Source organism: Paenibacillus sp. FSL H7-0690, assembly GCF_037980415.1.
Taxonomy (GTDB): Bacteria; Bacillota; Bacilli; order Paenibacillales; family Paenibacillaceae; genus Paenibacillus_AQ; species Paenibacillus_AQ odorifer.
In genome coordinates this window covers 3,305,183-3,323,229 of sequence record NZ_CP150281.1, presented here as the reverse complement: position 1 = coordinate 3,323,229, position 18,047 = coordinate 3,305,183, and the positions used below count along the sequence as shown (strand labels likewise).

Annotated in this window: 13 protein-coding genes and 2 pseudogenes; 4 read left to right on the top strand and 11 right to left on the bottom strand. The window is 42.3% G+C overall.

What is annotated here, in order from left to right:
* Positions 1-71: 71 nt before the first annotated feature.
* Both MHI32_RS14725 and MHI32_RS14720 read left to right on the top strand, forming a co-directional pair.
* Positions 72-1,202 carry a glycosyltransferase family 61 protein gene (locus MHI32_RS14725; protein ID WP_081383280.1) on the top strand — a complete coding sequence of 377 codons (1,131 nt, stop codon included), beginning with the start codon at positions 72-74 and terminating at the stop codon, positions 1,200-1,202.
* Between the two features lie 424 nt (positions 1,203-1,626).
* A pseudogene (locus MHI32_RS14720) lies at positions 1,627-1,848 on the top strand (TetR-like C-terminal domain-containing protein); the annotation flags it as partial.
* Positions 1,849-2,164: 316 nt separating this feature from the next.
* Here the strand turns inward: MHI32_RS14720 and MHI32_RS14715 are convergent.
* The 11 genes and pseudogenes from MHI32_RS14715 to MHI32_RS14665 all read right to left on the bottom strand — a co-directional run.
* The gene (locus MHI32_RS14715; RefSeq protein WP_340012623.1) at positions 2,165-4,012 is read right to left on the bottom strand and encodes an ABC transporter ATP-binding protein; all 1,848 of its coding nucleotides are present in this window, start codon (positions 4,010-4,012) and stop codon (positions 2,165-2,167) included.
* Complete coding sequence (locus MHI32_RS14710) at positions 3,999-5,738, bottom strand: ABC transporter ATP-binding protein (protein ID WP_340012622.1); 1,740 nt, start codon at positions 5,736-5,738, stop codon at positions 3,999-4,001. Before MHI32_RS14710 ends, MHI32_RS14715 begins: the two co-directional genes overlap by 14 nt.
* A gap of 18 nt (positions 5,739-5,756) precedes the next feature.
* A complete protein-coding gene (locus MHI32_RS14705; protein ID WP_076184571.1) occupies positions 5,757-6,242 on the bottom strand; it encodes a nitroreductase in 486 nt (161 codons plus the stop codon).
* Positions 6,229-6,621 (bottom strand): hypothetical protein, encoded by a 393-nt coding sequence (locus MHI32_RS14700; RefSeq protein ID WP_340012621.1) that lies wholly within the window; start codon positions 6,619-6,621, stop codon positions 6,229-6,231. The genes MHI32_RS14705 and MHI32_RS14700 overlap by 14 nt, the downstream gene beginning before the upstream one ends.
* A gap of 201 nt (positions 6,622-6,822) precedes the next feature.
* Positions 6,823-8,427, bottom strand: a complete 1,605-nt coding sequence (locus tag MHI32_RS14695; RefSeq protein WP_340012620.1) for a response regulator — start codon at positions 8,425-8,427, stop codon at positions 6,823-6,825.
* On the bottom strand, positions 8,417-10,183 hold the full coding sequence (locus tag MHI32_RS14690) for a sensor histidine kinase (protein ID WP_076125688.1): 1,767 nt from the start codon (positions 10,181-10,183) through the stop codon (positions 8,417-8,419). The genes MHI32_RS14695 and MHI32_RS14690 overlap by 11 nt, the downstream gene beginning before the upstream one ends.
* Before the next feature lie 103 nt (positions 10,184-10,286).
* A complete protein-coding gene (locus MHI32_RS14685; protein WP_076125690.1) occupies positions 10,287-11,126 on the bottom strand; it encodes a carbohydrate ABC transporter permease in 840 nt (279 codons plus the stop codon).
* Positions 11,126-12,025: a sugar ABC transporter permease gene (locus MHI32_RS14680; protein ID WP_340012618.1), complete on the bottom strand. Its 900-nt coding sequence runs from the start codon at positions 12,023-12,025 to the stop codon at positions 11,126-11,128. Before MHI32_RS14680 ends, MHI32_RS14685 begins: the two co-directional genes overlap by 1 nt.
* Before the next feature lie 57 nt (positions 12,026-12,082).
* Positions 12,083-13,438 (bottom strand): extracellular solute-binding protein, encoded by a 1,356-nt coding sequence (locus MHI32_RS14675; protein WP_340012617.1) that lies wholly within the window; start codon positions 13,436-13,438, stop codon positions 12,083-12,085.
* 226 nt (positions 13,439-13,664) lie between these two features.
* A complete protein-coding gene (locus MHI32_RS14670) occupies positions 13,665-13,994 on the bottom strand; it encodes a hypothetical protein (protein ID WP_340012616.1) in 330 nt (109 codons plus the stop codon).
* Between the two features lie 115 nt (positions 13,995-14,109).
* Positions 14,110-14,277 (bottom strand): annotated as a pseudogene (locus MHI32_RS14665) (formylglycine-generating enzyme family protein); the annotation flags it as partial.
* A gap of 191 nt (positions 14,278-14,468) precedes the next feature.
* On the opposite strand from MHI32_RS14665, the gene MHI32_RS14660 reads away from it, so the two are divergent.
* Both MHI32_RS14660 and shc read left to right on the top strand, forming a co-directional pair.
* The gene (locus MHI32_RS14660) at positions 14,469-14,915 is read left to right on the top strand and encodes an OsmC family protein (protein ID WP_340012615.1); all 447 of its coding nucleotides are present in this window, start codon (positions 14,469-14,471) and stop codon (positions 14,913-14,915) included.
* Between the two features lie 121 nt (positions 14,916-15,036).
* A complete protein-coding gene (gene shc, locus MHI32_RS14655; protein ID WP_340012613.1) occupies positions 15,037-16,929 on the top strand; it encodes a squalene--hopene cyclase in 1,893 nt (630 codons plus the stop codon).
* Positions 16,930-18,047 lie beyond the last annotated feature (1,118 nt).

Here is an 18,047-nt window from a genome sequence, read left to right as displayed (position 1 = left end):
TCCGAAGATTGTTCATTTCATAAAATAGCTTAATAAGGTTTCTGCGCTTCTACTTGGGAATATGAGGTGACATGATGTTATTTTCTGCACAAGGGGTACCACCCCAAGGATATTACCAAAGCATCTGGGACTTTACTTCCCACAACGAAAACAGTACAAAGGAAGCGGGGAATGTCGTTCCTTTTGACTTCGGACGGGCGGCTGAGTTCAGAGCGCCTAAAAGCATTGAAACGAGCATTGCTCCAGCACTAACACCTTATTGTTTAAAGCCCTTTGGCGGATACGTTGCCACCATTTCCAGAGGGAAGGTATGGGGAGAATCTGGTGCTGTTCTAACACCAGAAGGGAAATTGATCTTTGATCTTTCCCAAGAATATGACGCCAAGCAATATAGGATGCTTGAAGCAGATGAGCACCCAGTGTTTCACCGGTGGAATGATCCGCAGCTTCAACATTTTGCCGGGACCGCGGCGGTGTTAACCTTTTGCGGAGCCCATAACTATTTTCATTGGATGTATGATGTGCTTCCTAGATTAGCGATGCTTCAATCGAGCGGAATCACTTACTCCACTATTATCATGAATCCAAATCCGTATGGACCCTTTGTGGAACAAACGTGGGCCATGCTTGGGATATCCGAGTCATTGGTGATCCGGACGAATTCAGAAGTATATGTTCAGGCTGACCGGCTACTTGTCCCTTCCTTAATGATGAATTCACATTATCCTCCTTGGACCACGGATACACTGCGAAGATTTTTGTTGCCGCATAGAGAAACAACACTAGTCACTCCAGAACGTTTTTATATCTCACGAAAAAAAGCAAGCTCAAGACGGTTGGTTAATGAAGATGATGTCATCCGCTGCCTTGAGAATTTTAATATCGTACCGATTTGTCTAGAGGACTGGACGGTTGCCCAGCAAATCCAATTATTCGCCTCAGCGAAAGTAATCGTAGGTCCACATGGTGCTGGACTCGCTAATCTGGCTTTTTGCCAGCCTGGAACACAGGTCATTGAAATTTTCCATGCCCAGCATGTTGTTCCAACCTATTGGATGATCAGCAACCATAATAATCTCGAATATTATATGGTGTACGGGCAAGGTGTACCCGATCCTGCGATTCGTTTTCCAGGACTGGAGGACATCTATGTGAACGTAGATCGTCTGAAACAAACGATGCATCTGGCAGGCTTGGAATGAGAAGAATGCTTACTACTTTCTCGAATTCAAAAAGCGCAAAGCATATTTTGCTTTGCGCTTTTTAAGAAACATAGATTTAATCACGCCGTGTTACATACTTCAACCATAGCCCATCATCCGCAAGTTTTTCTACACTCTTCAAGCTAAAATTTGCTGGGGGCTGTTGTTTCATAGATGCATCCATTTCAAATAAGGTCACAGAATTAGAGGCACCATCTGCGATGGGAACTATAACCAGGCTCAACTCATCAATTAAATCTTCATTCAGGAAAGACCCGTTTAAAATGCCCCCACCCTCCAGCATCAATTCATCGATTGAGAATAATTGATTACTTCAATGATATGATCCTCTGTTCTATTGTGACTTCCTTCTGAAATTCAAAACTCAAGATGCGCTTAAAAAGGCTGTTATTGTAAAGGTGCTCCTTATTTCCGAAATCGTTTCTTAAGCTTTCTTCTCGATGAGTTTAGACATGAAGTAACTACCACCGAAGGCATAAACGAAGGGTTACATGAAGAGGTTATTATTAGTTTTGTTGCATCGGCTTATGCAGGGGTAGTGGAATGGTGGTTCAAGAATGAAAGACCTGTGACCTATCAAGTCTTGGCTGAACAACTCGGAACGTTATTAGAGAGGAATTTATAAAAAGAGCGGCGATTCTCCTATAATAGGTGAATCGCCGCTCTTTTTATCGGGCATTAATTACGCCAATAGATTACACATCTTTTTAAGGACTTCGGACCCAGATGACGTTATTTGGTAGTTTTCAGCTCTTGAAACAGGGCTTCGGACCTCAAGGACGTTATTCCTTAGAAAGTGACTTATATTTTGTGTTTTTCATGCCAATAGCTGCAGTGGGGTCCTTTAATCTTCTGAAAATCAGAAAATCTTGCCTTTAAGGTCAGAGGAGTCCGATAAAAGCATCTACTTACAAATGTTATCAGTTCAAGTAAAGATTCTTTTAAATCGCTCGTTTGAACTGGGTATTGTACAGCTCGTAATAAACACCTTGCAGCGCAAGAAGCTCTTTATGACTGCCTTGCTCGGCAATTCCGCCACCCTGAATAACGAGTATACGATCAGCATCCTGGATGGTACTAAGCCTATGGGCGATCACAAAGCTTGTTCGTCCCTTCATTAGCTTTTCCATCGCCTGTTGAATATGCATTTCCGTACGCGTATCCACACTGCTGGTTGCCTCATCTAGGATCAAAATAGCTGGATCAGCTAGAATGGCGCGGGCAATCGTTAAAAGCTGACGCTGGCCGTGGCTCAAATTACTGCCTTCCGCATGGAGAATAGTCTCATATCCATGCGGCAGTCTATTGATAAAGGCATCTGCATTGGCCAATCTTGCCGCTTCCTCTACCTCTTGGTCTGTCGCATCAAGACGTCCAAAGCGAATATTTTCCCGAATCGTTCCCGAGAATACATGCGCGTCTTGCAATACCATTCCCAATTGACTACGAAGTGCATTTTTATCCAGCTCTCCAATATCGCGGCCATCAATGAATATGGAGCCGCCGCTTAAATCATAGAATCTGATCAGCAAGTTGACAATGGTCGTTTTTCCAGCTCCCGTTGGGCCAACAAGCGCAATTTTCTCTCCGGGTTTTGCTTCAAACGTAACCCCGCTCAGAATTGGTGAATCCGGCTTGTAAGCAAATGAAACGTCTTTGAAAACAACGTTCCCTTTTAACCGTGGCAGATCGTCACTTTGTTCATCACCGTCACCATATTCGGATGGCATATCCATAACTTCAAACACACGCTCCGCACCAGCAATTGCCGACTGAATTAGATTGTACTGGTTAGCAAGATCGGAGATCGGGCGTCCGAACTGTTTGGAATACGTAAGGAAGCTAACGATTACGCCAACCGTAGCCATGTTATGAAAAGCCATCCAGCCACCCACCCCGGCAATGATCGCAAATCCAAGGTTATTAATCATGTTCATGACCGGTCCCACTAATCCGGAAACAATTTGTGCCTTAATGCCGACTTTATTCAACTCTCCGCTGATTTTGCGGAACCGTTTCACTTCTGTCTCTTCCCTGCTGTATTGTTTGACTACTTTTTGTCCGCTGATGGTTTCTTCGATAAATCCACCCAACTCACCTAGATGGCGTTGCTGATTTTTAAAATAAGTTCGACTTAAACCTATGATTTTACGGCTGGACAATAACACAAGAGGGATCGTTATCAGTGAAACTACGGTCAACGGAACGTTCATCATTAACATGATCACTAGTGAACCGCTTAGGGTGATCAAACTGTTTAATAACTGAGTCACACTCTGATTAAGTGTACTGGATACGCTCTCTATGTCGTTGGTTGCCCGGCTCATTAGTTCTCCGTTAGCTTGCGTGTCAAAAAACTTAATCGGTAGCTGTTGATATTTGCTGAACAGATCACGACGCAGCTCAAACACGGTATTCTGTGAGACGGATGTCATAACATAGGCTTGCACCCAAGCAACCACACTGCTTAGCCCATAAATACCTATTAGGAGTAGACAAAAACGAATAAGACCCTGATAATCGTGAGGAATTACCGCAGTATCAATCGCTTTACCGATTAGATAAGGCCCAATCAACGAAAGAATTGCATTTAACACAGTAAATACATACACAATGATTAACCCGAACCGCTGGCGGTTCAAATACATCCAGATGCGTTTGAGTGTTCCCGCTTGATTCTTAGCGCGTACGATCGGCACAGCTCCGCCGCGTCCAGGGCCAGATCCAGGTCCGAATCCGCCTGATCGATTAAAAGGAGTGGTGTTCATGCCATTATTAAGCTTTGACATAAGGCACCTCCTCTCCCTTCATCTGTGATCTCCAGATATCTCTGTATATTTCACTGCTGTTCATAAGTCCATCATGTGTACCTTGTACAGCAATTCGGCCGTTTTCTAATACCAGAATACGATCAGCATCAATTACAGAGGTGACACGCTGAGCTATCAAAATATTCGTGCTGCTGCGCAGCCGTGTTTTTAACATCTGCCGGATTCGTGACTCTGTCGCTGCATCGAGCGCACTAGTGCTGTCATCCATAATGAGGATTGTTGGCTGAATTAAAAGTGCCCGTGCAATCGAAAGCCGCTGCTTTTGCCCACCGGACAGGTTAATGCCACGCTGGCCGAGCTCTGTATCGTAACCCTGTGGAAGTTCTAAAATGAAATTGTGAGCTTCAGCGGCTATTGCTGCTTCTTTCACTTCCTCATCTGTGGCATCCGGTCTGCCGTATCGGATATTATCGCGGATAGTACCGCTGAACAGAATAGCCTGCTGCATAACAAATCCGATTCTGCTGCGCAAATCTTCCAGAGCAATCATACGAGTGTCGGAGCCATCAATTGTAATGGATCCAGAGGACACTTCGTAAAACCGGGGAATGAGGCTGACCAATGATGATTTACCAGTACCGGTGGCACCAAGAATGGCCACTGTTTCTCCTGGCTCCGCAGTGAAATTAATATCGTCTAACACTAGATTTTCATCCGAAGGATCATAAGCAAAAGATACATTGTCAAATACAATCCGACCGTTGTGTATGGCATCTTTTTTAGCGTTGGCAACTTCTTTAATCTCACTAATGGTGGAAAATACTTCATTCTCCCGATCGGCAGAAACCTTGGCTCGTGAGAAGAAGGTCAACATATTGCTTAACATCAGCATTGACATCAACAATTGGGTTATATAGTTAATAAAAGCGATCAGCTGACCAACTGGCAGCCCACCGTTCCAGCTTTGCACTCCCCCAAACCATAGTACAGCAACAATACTGGCATTTAGTACAAGCATCATTAGCGGCATATTTAATGACATTAACCGTACCGCTTTTATCGCAATTTCTGTATAATCCTTGTTAGCTGTATTAAAGCGTTTCTGTTCATGGTTAGCGCGGACGAATGCTTTGACTACACGAATGCCTGATAAATTTTCCTGCAACACTGTGTTCACACCGTCTAATTTGACCTGCATTTTCTGAAACAAAGGAAAAGAAAGTCGGATTAACCCATACAAAATTAAACTCAAGAGTGGCACGGCAACGGCTAGGATGAGGGTCAGCATAGGACTTATCCGAATCGCCATCACCAAGCTTCCGACTAATAGCAAGGGAGATCGAATACTCCGCAAAATCATTTGCACAAAGGTTTGCAGCTGTACCACATCATTTGTTAATCGTGTAATCAGTGAGCCCGTCTTCAATTGATCCAGGTTCTTATTAGAAAATTTCTGAATATGTTCAAACAAGCTAATCCGCAAATCATTTCCGAAGTTTTGAGAAGCAATACTCGAAAAAATAGTGCAGCCCACCCCACCAATTAGACCGATAAATGCTACACCAAGCATGATCAGTCCGGTCGAGAAAATATGAGACAAGTCTTTTGTCATGACACCCTTATCCACAATGCTCGCCATGAGCGTGGGCTGCAGTAAATCCATAGTTACTTCGACCAGCATCAGCAATGGTGCCAACACACACCACACCCAATATGGCCTCAAATAATGCTTAAGCTTCCACATTCCGCCACCTTCAATTGTTTAAGATAAATACGTGATTTTAGAACTAATCGGTGTTCTGGGTTTCGCATTCGGCACTTCCTCCGGATACCCCATTCCAAATATCCCAATAACATCGTAATTTTCTTGAACACTAAGAATCTCACGATTATGAGGCAAAGCCCCCAGCGAAGCCCAATACGTACCTACACCTGCTTCATGTGCAGCTAATAAGAAATTTTGTACGAAACAAGCAGCAGCCATAACATTCTCATCGCGTTCAAACGCAGTTGCGGCAGGCTTAGACAGAACTGCAAAAACAACAGGTGCGTTGCCAAAATCCGTCTTATGCTTTAATTTCGCTCTAGTATTGGGTCCGATGAAAAGAAGCTCCCAAGGTTCGGTCATACGATGATTAGGAGCGTAACTTGCAGCCTCCAGCCATGAATGTAACTCCTCTTCACGAATTGGAGTCTGTTTGAATTGTTTTGTACTTCTACGGGTTTTAATGAGCTCAGTTATTTTCATCTTTTTCTTTACTCTCCTCTTTATTAACTTTTGATGTTGTATCTTCTGGAGCGATCTCATGAATCTGAAAGATTTGTTTAAACTCTTCAATGATCGCTTCCGTTGCTTTTAATTCACCGCTAACCACTTGTTTAATCGATTCAAGCTCAGGCTGATTTAACTGCCGCTGTAATGTAGCCCGGTTAACCATAAGCTTATCTAAAAAAGCGATGGCTCTGCCACGGCGAAAAGTTTGAGCACTTTTAGGATGTGGATCCATTGATTCTGTCATCCCATGTTTCATAAAGCCACGATCTCTGTGTTCGCCACGTCCCTCACGATCTCTGTGCTCTCCATGTTCCCTATGACCGCCACGTTTGCCGATATGTCCTTCACGCATTTTATTTCCTCCTTTTGCGGTGTATACATTTGTATACGCGCTCTTCATGTATACAAATGTATACGATAGAAACCATTTCTGTCAAGATCATTTTTCCATTTTGTAACATCATTATTGCTTACTTTATATCTAAAAAAACAATAAAAAACCCGCATAAAGTGCGGGCTTAAAGAGGAAAATTATCAAATTCAACGGAGTGATTTATAGGGAAAAGCTATTTTTCTTATACTCCTGAACGGATACTCCCATTACTTTTTTAAAACAGTTACTGAAGTAAAATGGATCTTTAATGCCGACCTTTTCAGCAATTTGATAAGCTTTCCAATCCGTTTCATTCAGAAGCTTCACCGCTTTTTCCATTCTGCACTTGAGTAGATAATCCGTAAAGCTAATCCCTGTGTCCTGCTTAAAGATCCGGCTAAAGTAACTGGAATTCATGTGGAATTTATTCGATACATAGGATAAAGACATCTCCGGAATGTGCATCTCCTGTTGAATAAATTCTTTAACTTCATGGATAATATTATTAGTTTTTTTGCTTCGTGCCCGGGTTACTTGAGAGGTTACCTTCTCTGTGAGTTCAAGTAATGTCTGTTGCATGTCTGGCAGGCTATCGAGCTCAAAAATCCTTTTATATGGCGAAATATCGAAAGAAAGATTATTATCTAGTATAACTCCCATTTCAGCGAGTGAATTGATTAATGTGGAGACAAATTGGGCCGAAACCAGCCTAGCTCGTTCCACAGAAAAAGCCTTGGACTTCTCCAAATCCTGAAACATTTTCTCAATGGATTGCACAGCCTTGTCTAAGACACCAGCTTTTACAAAAAACAAAATTTCCTCAATTTCAATCGTCTTAACTTCCCAGGATCGGCCCCCGAAATGAATTTCATCATTAAAAAAATAGATAGCGTTACTGCCCTTTAACTTACCATATCTAACTGCCTCCAGCGCCTCTTTATAGGATTCTTTGATCCTATTGAAATCCGTACAGGTACTACCTACGCCAATGTAAGCTTTACATCCTAGCTTTTCATGGAGCGATTGGGCCAGCCACTCTCCAATCTTCGTAAGATTCTGATTATCTTTTCTATTAAGAAGGACAATCCGTTGACTGTTATCAAAAAAAACTTCGATTCCCTCATACTCTTCAAGCGCGTAATCAATAAACCTCTTACAACGCAAAGACTGTAGGATTCGTTGTTCCTCCCCTTCTTCTAAGGGAATTTGAAGTTCAATAAGCATGATTGAAAACAAGCTGTTCGCTGATTCAGGAAAAAAGTAATGGAATCGGCTATCCAACTGATCGGGGTCCCAGAGGCCTGATAGCAAATCATTTAGAAATTTTTCTTTTAGTTGAACGGCGTTTTCATTTAACTGTCGGTTCAGCTCCTGATATTCGTTCCACCGCTCTGTCTCTTCCCGGATTTTTCCATGAAGATCTACCGCAACTCTTCGTACCTCCTCGGCTTGGAGCGGCTTCAAGATAAAATTTTGCACTCCAATGTCCAGGCTTCTTTTTGCATATTCGAATTCGGGATGTGCAGTGATGATCACAATTTTGACTAGCGGATACCTTTCTTTTATCAACCGGCTTAATTCCAGTCCATCCATAAAAGGCATACTGATATCTGTAAATACTACATCCGGTTTCATGGTTTCGATCAGATCTAACGCTTCGCTTCCATTCGAGGCCTCACCTACGAATCTGTAACCAACTGCTTGCCAATCTATAATGATGGGAACAATTTTTCTCGCATTAATTTCATCATCCACAATAATGGCTCTGAGCAGTTCAAGCTCCATGACTATTCCCCTCCTCAAGCGGTAGTTCCAATTCAATCCGAGTTCCTTCTCCCGGTGCACTGACCAAACTACAATTCATGTCCGCCCCATAGTACAGCTTCAAACGCATCAAAGTACCGCGCAACCCAAAACTGGACTCATTTTGCCCATAGGGCTCAGCTTGCATTTCCCGACGTTTGTCTTCATTCATCCCCACACCATCATCTTCCACGACTAGCTTCAGTCGATTCCCCTGAATACGGGCAAGGATGCGAATCTTACCACACTCCCCTAAAGGGCGAATACCATGATAAAGCGCATTTTCTACAAGCGGCTGAAGCGTCAATTTGGGTATCCGAACATACTCAGCTTCTTCCGGCACCTCAATTTCACTGATGAAAATTTCTGGATAGCGAATATTTTGTATACTCAGATAACTTTTAGTGATCTCTACTTCTTCTCTTAACGTTACTACATCACTGCCCTTACTAAGACTCTGACGATAGAAGGCTGCAAGCTCAGAAATAATCTGGTACGCCTCATTATTATTTCCTGACAAAGTTAAATAGCCAGCTGATTCTAACGTGTTATATAAAAAATGTGGTTTAATTTGCTGCTGCAAAATATCCAATTCGAGTTTCCGAATCAATTTCTGTTCTTCTTTCTCCCGCTTAAGCGCTTGCTCAATGGTCATAATCATATTGTTATACCTATCTTTCAACTGGTTCAGCTCATCCGTTCTCGCCTCGTACCGAACCAAACTGAACTCTCCAATCTCCACTTTTTTCATGGATCGCAGCATATGTAAAATAGGTGTAGTAATGAATCTAGAAATCCAGACGGAACCTAAAAATATAGAAATGAAATTAAACAACATAATCATTAACAGCATCAGATTAAATTGACGATAGGGGCTTTCCCATTCCCCCAAAGGCTGAGCGCTAGTAAACCTCCAACCACGATCCATTGAAACCAGAGAAGAGATCAGATAATTATGATCTTTGATCTTTACGATTTTGCTACTGCCGAGCGGCACATCAAGCATAGAAGAGTTTGTATAAGTCGATAATTCAGGCCGTGTAAAATCAAGGAGTGTCTCATATCCAGTTTCGATCATTAAATCAGGTTTATTATCGTTGATCGAACGTTCATAGCTTTTTTTTAGCTCCTGAACTGTAATGTTCACGACTAATACTCCTATTTTCTTAGAAGTGTTCATGTCGTTTACGATGCGAATCAGAGAAATATATTGTGGATCCTGCTGGGGTTCCTTCGTCTCAAAATTGAAGATACCTCCGGCATTTTTCCTCCAAATTGCTTTTCCGTCTAAGGCGACCGCCTCGGAGTACCATTCCGCTGACTCGATCCCATCCGTTCTGATCGGTTTTGCTGACTGCAAATCAATCGCAAACTTACGTCCTGCATTATCGAATAGATAGACAGAAGAGATAGAGGGCTCTGCGAGCATAAAATCTGACAGAGCAACCTCTAGCTTGTAAGTTAAAATTCCGATGTCGTTACCCGCCAGATCACTGCCCAAAATTTCCTGAACCGTATTGTTCGACACGATCATCTTGGAATAATTATTCGTGCTGTCAAGAAGTGATTCGATTCCGGAATTCATGGCGTTCAAGGTTTGAAGCGATACCTCACCTACCTTTTCCTCGGTGAATTTCTCATTGATTCGTTGGTACATAATACCGCTTGCAATCATGGAAACCACTAATAAGGCCAAGTAGTAAAAAACGATTTGTGATCGGATACGTGCAAACCTCATCGGTAACCTCCTGGCCGACATTAAGCGAATACGGACTTTTATTTATAGCTTCTTCAATACGACACTAGTATAGCATTTTTCGAAAGATTCCTATCCCATTGCTTTAACCCTTAACTGCCCCGGCAATAATGCTTTTTTGGACTTGATTACTTAGGAACAAGTAGATAATGATCATGGGTAGTGTAGCCACAACCATTCCTGCGAACATAGGTCCAAATTCTGTGGCATAGGCACTTTTAAACGAATTGATGGCGACGGTAATTGTTGCTAAGTCAGGATCATTAATGAATGTATTGGCAAACATCAGTTCGTTCCAAGCGGATAAAAAAGTAAAGATGGAAGTGGTTACGATAGCCGGCTTTACAAGCGGAAGCATAATACGGAAAAAAACCTGATAAATATTGCAGCCGTCTACAACGCTGGCTTCTTCCAACTCCCCTGGCAGCGCTCTAAAGAAACCAATCATGATAAAGATTGTAGTAGGAAGTGCACTAACGGTATAAGGAATGATTAAGGCCCAAGGCGTATTCAGCAAGCTTGTCATTTTTAACATCTGAAAGACAGGTAGCAGCGTAGCATGAACGGGGATCATCAATCCCAGCATGAAGAAAGTAAGCACCACATTATTAAGCTTCCACTTCATTCTTGCGACAGCAAAAGAAACCATTGCCGATAACAGAGCAGAAATAATGACAGTTACCGTTGTATACATAAGGCTGTTCAAAAAGTTACGTGCGATATTCGCCTTAAAAAGTGCGTAGTCGTAGTTCGCCCACCGCCACTCATTAGGCAAGCCCATCACATTTGAGCCTGTAATTTCTATGTTTGTTTTAAAGGAGGAAAATACAAGCCACACGAGCGGATACAGTTGAATAACTGCGAAAATTAGAAACGCAATCTGCAAAACAACCTTTGGCCAGCGGCGGTTATGTGTTGTCGTCATTAGCTCTCCTCCTTATCATCGTAGGTTCTGATCAGTTTTTGTAGAACTAAGTAGAAAAAGAGACATTCCACAACCATAAACACGGCCATCGCGCTGCCGTACCCATACATATTGCGATTAAAAATCGACGAATACATCAATGTACTTGGAACACTAGTTTCCGGTGTAGGGTAGCCATTGGTCATAATGAAGACTAAATCGAAAAACTTCAATGATCCCAAAACAGCAAATATGACGCATACCTTCAGGATCGGTGAAATAAGTGGAATAGTGATAGAGAAGGCGGTTCTTATACTTGATGCTCCGTCAATTTTCGCAGCCTCGTACAAATCTTCAGGAATCCCTTTGATGGCAGCGTACATTAGAAGCATATGGTAGCCGATATATTGCCAAACGATTGGAATCATAACACTTATTAGTGCAGTTCCGCTTTCCGTTAACCAATCATGTGTCCAGGAGGACAAGCCTAGTTGATTGAGTATCGTATTCAGCAAGCCATATTCAGGCTGATAGATTTTCAGAAACATAACCCCGATGACAGAGGAGGATACCAAGACTGGAATGAAATACAAAGTACGATACAGCTTTTCACCCCACACCCCTCTGGCAAGAACCAGAGCGAGCACCAGAGCTATCGGAAGTTGCATGAAAACAGAAAGAACTGCCAGATACAACGTATTAAGTATCGAATGATCAAAATCCATGCCGTACGTATCTGTAAAAAATAAATCCTTATAAGAAGCTAAACCGATAAATTTAGCCGGTTGTATCCCATCCCAGTCCAGCAGACTGTAATACATAGACTGAAGGATCGGGAAAAAACCAACAAGAATGTATAAAATCAAAGCAGGAACAACAAATACGGCGATAGCCTTTTTGTTTCCGAATACTTGATGCATGCTTCACTCCACCTTAAATCGATCAGGCGGCGAACAATTCTCGCCGCCTGACGCAGATTATTGTCCTTGATTAACCTTGCTCTGTAGTTCTTTCGTGTAGTCTTCAGCTGTTGTTTTTCCGGCGACGAATTTCATCAGCGAACCGAACATAGATTCAGTGTCATTACCATTCAGCATTTGATCCCACCAGTAGGAGAAACCAGTTGCTGATGAGGACAATTCACCAATTTGCAGAGCCAGTGGATTCATTTGAGAAGTGTCACCTACATCAACTTTCCATGCTGAGGAGCCTGAACCAGCCAGAAATACTTCTTTAGACATGGTCTCAATAAAGAACTTGTATACTTCCCATATTCTTTCCTTGTTTTTCAGATCGGCATTGAGCACGAATGTTTCACCCGAACCTCCGAACCACTCGTCAGCATTTCCTTTCCCCCCTGGAATGGTTGGAAATTTAATCGGTACCACTTTACCTTTGACCAGAGAGTTATCATCTTCAATCTGTCCGTTGACCCAAGCGCCCATGAACATCATAGCTGCTTTGCCTGATAGGAACATATTTGTCGCGTCATCATAAGAAGTTCCAACAAAATGTTTGCCGAAGGAGTCCGCATCAATCAATTGTTTGTATTTCGCAGCAGCTTCTGTGAATTCAGCTGTGTCGAATGATCCTGTTTTCGTTAAAGCGGCATTTACAGCATCCACGCCTGCCATCCGGATGGCTAGAATCGCGTTCCATTGCATTGCTGGCCATCTGTCTTTAGCCCCAAGTGCAATCGGCTGAATGCCTTTTGCTTTTAGTGCTTCAATCGCAGCAACAAGCTCATCCCATGTTTCCGGAATTTTCGCTCCTGCTTGCTCAAATAGTTCTTTATTGACGTACATTTGAGCAGTAGCTATATTGATCGGCAGACCGTAAAGCTTGCTATCGAAGATGAAATTGTCTGTCGTACCTGGTACAATTTGGTCCAGCGTTCCATCTTTTGCGAGATCATCAATGGACAAAATCCGGTTCCCCGCTATAAATGGCTCAGAGAATCCGCCACCCCAGGTGTAAAAAATGTCGGGCAGCTCATTGGCGGCTGAAGCCGCTTTCACTTTTGTTTTATAAGATTCGCCCCCAACACCCACATGCTCGATTTCAACATTAGGAAATTTAGCCTGGGTTGCTTCAAGTGCTTTATAAAAACCAACAAACCCGCCGTCTTTAGAATTTGGATCCGCGAATTGGGACCACATAGTAATCTTGAGCTTCTCTTCCGCCGCAGGGGTTTTTCCCGTTTTGCCTGCGTTTGCATTAGCCTCAGAATTCACTTTATTCCCGTTGTTCCCACCACAAGCAGTGATAAGCATGGACATAGCCATCAACACTGTTAGAGTTAGGTTAATCCTTTTTTTGTTGACCTTTTTCATTCTTTTTCGCCCCCCCATTTTTATATTGCTTACAGGACTAATTATATAAATCAATTTATCGAGTGAACATGAAAGCGTTTTACTTAATGATGTATTCTCTTTACATTAGACATTTTTCTTTATTAGCTACACATAAAGAAGACCTCTGATTCCTTCAGAAGTCTTTTTTTCATTCATATCAAAACTTAGGGAATGAACACCTCTATATAGCTGAGTGGCTTAGGTTCTATCTTCTCTCTTCTCTCTTATCAGAAGTTATCTCATGAATCTGAAACATATGTATGAACTCATCGATGATCGCTTCCGTAGCTTTTAGTTCACCACTAATGACTTGTTTTGCCGATTCAATCTTTGACTCGTTTAGCTGCTGCTGCAACGCCGAACGATTAATCATTAGCTTGTCCAAAAATGCGATAGCCCTAGCACGACGAAAGGTCTGAGCGCTTTTGTGAGGATGCTCCGAACCCTCCTTGACTCCATTTATATTCATTTCTTCATGCTCTCCGTATTCTCGATGCTCGTTATAACCGTGCTTATCTATGTGCCCTTCGCGCATAATTATTCCCTCCTCTAATTCCACTTACAAAACCATAGCCCATTAATAAGACCGGGCAAGATGGAAGCCGTCTGACTCCTTATCCAAGTAATGTGTATACCATCTTCACCTTTATATTCACAAACGGCTTTAGATCTCCCTGAGATGAGTTATTAATTATAGCATTGGATAGATCCATAGTTACAGGATAGGGTGCAAGAAGAAACGGTTTGAATTGTACTTTCCATCTACGCTTTATCCGATCGTCTCTTAATTCTATTTCTCCCCCTGGAATTGCAACCATAGGATAGTCCAAATAGCCCTCAATTTCGGTCGACACTCTAGCTGCCTCCTAACTATAATTTTAATCATGTATTGACGGGTATACAGAATAGAACTATAATCTATACAATTCCTAGAAACATACTATGAATTACAAAAAAATAAGAAACATTAAATCATCCTTAGTTTGTCCACAAGAAGGAGTGTAAACACATGCCAAATGTTCAAACTTTCAAAGCAACTGCTCATTTGCAAGACGGCGTAAAGGTCGTTACTAATGCAAGACAATTCGAGCTGGTCATCGATGAACCGACAAGTCTAGGGGGCACGGATACAGGAATGAATCCTGTTGAAGCTTTGCTCGCTTCTTTGGGTGCCTGCCAATCCATTGTAGCTCGGGTCTACGCCTCTAAATTTGAGGTGGAGCTTGAAGATTTCAGAGTAAATGTGGAAGGTGACTTGGATCTCGACGGATTCTTCAACCGCTCTGAAGTACGTCCTGGCTATTCCGATATTCGGTATACATTCTACATAAAGACTCCATCCCCTGCTGAGAAGGTCGAACAGTTCGTACAATTTCTGGAGAGCAAATGCCCTGTAGGTGACACCATTGCTGCTCCGGTTAATCTCAAGCTAAATCGTATTGTAATTGAAAATTAACCTTTTAATAATGCTAAAAGAGCTGCAAAGTTGCGTAAAAGCGACTAAGCAGCTCTTTTTCATGTCCTGTTCTCCGACTTCATATAATGTTAAAAATGATGCCTTCGGAGGAACCCAAAACATGACGGATATACTAAGTAAAGTAGATGAAGAAATCGAACGTTTGTCAATTTTCTTGCTACAACAGCAGAAGGATGACGGCTCATGGCATTTTTGTTTTGAGAACGGGATTGTGATCGATGCTTATATGATCATTCTCTTTAGGGTGTTGAACCTACAGAATGAAACGCTCATTCGGCAGCTACATGATCGCATTCTTGATGCACAACAGCGAGAGGGTTGCTGGCAGTTATATAAGGACGAAGAAGCTGGGAACTTATCCACATCAGTCGAAGCTTATTATGCCCTGCTCTATTCTGGATACAGTAAGATAACAGACGAGCCAATACTGCGGGCTAAACGTTATATACTGTCTAAAGGTGGTTTAGGCAAGGTCACAAGTATCTTAACTAGAGTCATTCTCGCCGCAACGGGTCAAAGCAAGTGGCCTTTAGCAATTTCTTCGATTCCACTGGAGGTGCTTTTGTTTCCCTCTTACTTCCCTATTAACTATTTCGAATTTTCTGGCTACTCTAGGGTACACCTCACTCCTATGCTCATTATGGCCGATCGACGATTTTCGATCACTACAACCCATGCTCCTGATCTGTCAGATCTTATGGAGACACGATTGGATAGAGATGAATCGCCTACCCGTGGATATCAGGAGATGCAGGATGTTATTCAAATGGGTTTGAGCAGATTACTCGGGAGTCCACACTACATACATGAAGCTGCCAAAAACAAAGCGGAACAATATATGCTCCAGCGAATCGAATCCGACGGTACCTTTTACAGCTATGCCAGCAGTACAATTCTTATGGTTTTTGCCCTGCTTGCTCTCGATTATGATCGGCAGCATCCGATAATTACACAGGCCATTCGAGGTCTCACCGCGCTGCAATGCCAATCAAATCATAATACTACAATTCAAAACTCTCCATCTACAATATGGGATACAGCGTTAATCTCCTATGCTTTACAAGAGGCACAAATTCCAGTTGATCACAAAGGAATAAAACACGCTGCTTCTTATCTTCTGGATAAACAGCATCATAAACCTGCTGATTGGAGCATCCATAATCCGGATATAGTTCCCGGTGGATGGGGATTCTCTGAGTCTAATACAATCAATCCGGACGTAGATGATACAACGGCAGCCTTGCGAGCCATCCGAAGCTTATCAACCATTCACCCTTCATATCTGGAATCATGGAATCGCGGACTGAGTTGGGTCCTATCGATGCAAAATAACGATGGCGGCTGGCCGGCATTCGAAAAAAACACCAATAAAGAAATGCTCACATGGCTCGCTATCGATGGTGCTAAATCTGCAGCCATTGATCCTTCGGAAGCAGATCTTACCGGACGAACTTTGGAGTTTCTCGGAAACTTCGCTGGTTTAAATACACAACACGAGTTCATTAAAAGGGGTACAAAATGGCTGATTCAACATCAGGAGAAGAATGGTTCGTGGTACGGAAGATGGGGTGTTTGTTATATTTATGGCACTTGGGCATCATTAACAGGCCTGCAGGCTGTTGGGCTGCCTATAAATCATGATACATTGCAAAAAGGAGTGAAGTGGCTTCTAAGCATTCAGAACTCGGACGGCGGTTGGGGGGAGTCTTGTCACAGCGACCGTCTTCTACAATATGTTCCTTTAAGAGAAAGCACACCTTCACAAACCGCCTGGGCACTTGATGCGATTATCGCCGTTCAGCCAGAGCCAACAGCTGCGGTGGAAAAAGGAATTCAAAGACTAATCACGTCTATTCATGAAGAGGATTGGAAAACTTCTTATCCCACTGGCGCTGGTCTCCCCGGTAATTTCTATTCCAATTATCATAGTTATCAGTATATCTGGCCACTACTCACACTGACTCATTACAGAAAAAAATACGGTCAAGGATAATACTCGGTAATACTCTGTAATACTCTGTAATACTCTGTAATACTCTGTAATACTCTGTAATACTCAGTAATACTCAGTAATACTCAGTAATACTCGGTAATAACTAGCGTTGTCCTGCTCCACTTTTTAACTGTCTCGTAAAAGCTTGAATCGCGCCCTATGCCGTCCTTTTTGACAAACTCTCCTTATCAGTTCTTACTTAATAGTCTACATCTCCATTTCAGTCGGTCCGTAAACGGGTACGACCCAGTAATGCAACCAAATCATTCATTAAATGCCATAGAGATTGGTATATCAGCTACCCTACCCACTCCAATAACTTGCTCCAGTACGTATTCCTTTGTTCAAACTAAACTACATGTTTTCTTTCCATTAAGACCACCTGCTTTTTCTTTTAGTAAAAAACAGCAGAGCAGCGATCATCCGTTATAGGAGAATTGTTGCTTTGCTGTTATGAACCGGGGGTTGAATGCTTTTGTCCGTTGTACCTACCTCTAAATCACCCAGTCTTGATCAAGTTTAGAGCTTTTCGGACTCAGAAGACGCTATTTGCTTGTTTTTAGGCTTTTGAGTTAGGTTACGGACTCCAGTGAAACTATTCCTTAAAAAGAGAGTCATTTCGGGTGTTTTTCATGGTAATAACTGCGATTGGGTCCGTTAAAATTCCAAATGTAAGCTAAATCTGCTCTTAAGCTCAGCTGTGTCCGATAGCAAATACGTGTGCGCAAAATGTTACCTAATCAATCCAATTTGCTATTAGAAGCAGCCCTATAGAAATCACTTAGATTACTTATGAGATAGACTCCATTTTTGCATGGAGTCAATTGAGCGTAGTTCACACATAGTCAATCAGGCAGCAATCTCCAATAATCAAGGATCGCTGCCTGATATTTTAGATCACTGGCGTTTTGCCTGAGCAAATTATGATTGTAACTTCTGATATCCACACTCCGTATATTTGTAGCTCAGGATTTTAACGTAATCTAATGAAATAACTGCATTTTATACACTTAATCGATATTGCTAGGGAATAACTCCGACTTTAACTGCACTCTATACAATTAAAATCAAGAGAAATCACCTAATAGGCTTTAACTCGTGAGAATAGATGTAAGAAA